The sequence below is a fragment of the Streptomyces recifensis genome (assembly GCF_002154615.1).
GTDB lineage: Bacteria > Actinomycetota > Actinomycetes > Streptomycetales > Streptomycetaceae > Streptomyces > Streptomyces griseoluteus.
In genome coordinates this window covers 1-2311 of sequence record NZ_MUNH01000760.1, presented here as the reverse complement: position 1 = coordinate 2311, position 2311 = coordinate 1, and the positions used below count along the sequence as shown (strand labels likewise).

The 2311-nt window shown below is 71.9% G+C and carries 2 protein-coding genes; both read left to right on the top strand.

Going from position 1 to position 2311, the window contains the following annotated elements:
* On the top strand, positions 1–1423 hold a 1423-nt coding region (locus CCN33_RS29395; RefSeq protein ID WP_140394749.1), incomplete at its 5' end, for an MMPL family transporter.
* 195 nt (positions 1424–1618) lie between these two features.
* Positions 1619–2311 (top strand): EamA family transporter (locus CCN33_RS29390; protein WP_086696388.1); only part of this gene is annotated, 693 nt, incomplete at its 3' end.

Sequence of the window (2311 nt, the reverse complement as noted above, 5' to 3'; positions counted from 1 at the left end):
CGACCGCGAGGAGGCCGCGGGCCGCGCCGTCGGTACGGCGGGCTCGGCGGTGGTCTTCGCGGGCCTCACCGTCGTCATCGCGCTGGTCGGGCTCTCCGTGGTCAACATCCCGATGCTGACCAAGATGGGCGTGGCCGCCGCGGGCACGGTCGCCATCGCGGTGCTGATCGCGCTCACCATGATCCCGGCGCTGCTCGGGTACGCGGGCCGTACGGTCAAGCCGGCCGGCGAGAAGAGCAAGCTGCTCGGCGGGGGACGCGCGGCCAAGAAGGCCGGCCGTCCCAACATGGGCACTCGGTGGGCGAGCTTCGTGGTCCGGCGCCCGGTCACCGTGCTGCTGCTCGGTGTGGTCGGCCTCGGCGCCGCCGCCGTCCCGGCCGCCTCGCTCGAACTGGGCCTGCCCGACGACGGCTCCCAGCCCGTCTCCACCACCCAGCGCCGCGCCTACGACCTGCTCTCCGACGGCTTCGGCCCCGGCTTCAATGGCCCGCTGATGGTGGTGGTCGACGCCAAGGGCAGCGCCGACAAGGAGGCCGCGTTCGCCAAGGTCGGCGACGAGATCAAGGGCCTGAAGGACGTCGTCACGGTGACACCGCCGGCGCCCAACAAGGCGGGCGACACCGCGATCATCACCGTCGTGCCGAAGTCCCAGCCGTCCTCGGCCACCACCGAGGACCTGGTGCACGCGATCCGGGGCAAGAGCGCCTCGATCGCCTCCGCGACGGACGCCAAGCTGCTGGTCACCGGCGCCACGGCGATGAACATCGACGTGTCGCAGAAGCTGAACGACGCGCTGCTGCCCTACCTCGCGCTGGTCGTCGGCCTCGCCTTCCTGCTGCTGATCGTGGTGTTCCGCTCGATCCTGGTCCCGCTGAAGGCGGCCCTCGGCTTCCTGCTCAGCGTGCTGGCCGCCCTCGGCGCGGTCGTCGCGGTCTTCCAGTGGGGCTGGCTGTCCGGCCTGATGAACGTCGAGCAGACCGGGCCGGTCATGTCGATGATGCCGATCTTCATGGTCGGCGTGGTCTTCGGACTCGCCATGGACTACGAGGTGTTCCTCGTGACCCGGATGCGTGAGGCGTACGTCCACGGGGAGAACCCGGGCCAGGCGGTCGTCACCGGCTTCCGGTACAGCGCCCGCGTCGTCACCGCGGCCGCCGTCATCATGATCGCCGTCTTCTCCGGCTTCATCGGCTCCAGCGAGGCGATGATCAAGATGATCGGCTTCGGCCTGGCCATCGCCGTCTTCTTCGACGCCTTCATCGTCCGCATGGCCGTCGTCCCGGCCGTCCTGGCGCTCCTCGGCCGCCGCGCCTGGTGGCTCCCGGCCTGGCTGGACCGCGCGCTGCCCAACGTGGACGTCGAGGGCGAGGGCCTTCGCACGGACTCCGACCCGGACGGGGACCGGGAACTGGTCAGCGCCTGACGGTGCTGCCGACGGACGGCCGGTGGGGCGGGTGCCCCACCGGCCGTCCGTCTTCACGCCGTCGGGCTCGCCGGGGAAGCGACGGCGGACCCGGGCGATCCGGGCTTCCGGGGGGCCGGCACCGGGCAAACCCCGTGTACAGGCCACACAGTGATCGGTTAGCGTGCCGGGTATGACGACGAGTGGTCCTGACCGGTGACGCCGCTCGTCACCGCCGCTGTCCTGCTGGCCGCGTTCACCCACGCCGGGTGGAACGCCATCGCCCACCGGATCAGCGACAAGCTGACCGGGTTCACGCTGATCGCCGGGGGCGGACTGGTCGTCGGGCTGGTGATGGCGTTGTTCGCGCCCTGGCCGGCCGGGCCCGCGTGGCCGTATCTGCTCGTCTCCGCCGGGGTGCATGTCGCGTACTACGCGCTGTTCATGACCTCCTTCCGGCTCGGGGACTTCGGGCAGGCGTACCCGATCGCGCGCGGTACCGCGCCGCTGGTCGTGACCGTGCTGGCCGCCCTGTTCGCGCACGAGGTGCCCGGCGGATGGGCGGCCGCCGGGGTCGCGGTGTCCTGTGTCGGGCTGACCGGCGTGAGCCTGTGGGGGCTGCGGGGGCGGCGGCCGGACTGGAAGGCCATCGGCGCCGCCGTCGCCACCGGGCTCACCATCGCCGTGTACACCGTCCTCGACGGCGTCGGCGTACGGCACGCGGAGACCCCCCTCGGCTACATCGCCTGGCTGATGGCCGCCCAGGGGATCTTCATCCCCGCGTACATGTACTACCGGGTGCGCGGTGACATGGTCCGCCTGCTCAAGCCGTACGCCACGCTCGGCCTCCTCGGCGCGGTCCTCTCCGTCGCCGCCTACGCCCTCGTCCTGTGGGCCCAGACCCGCGCC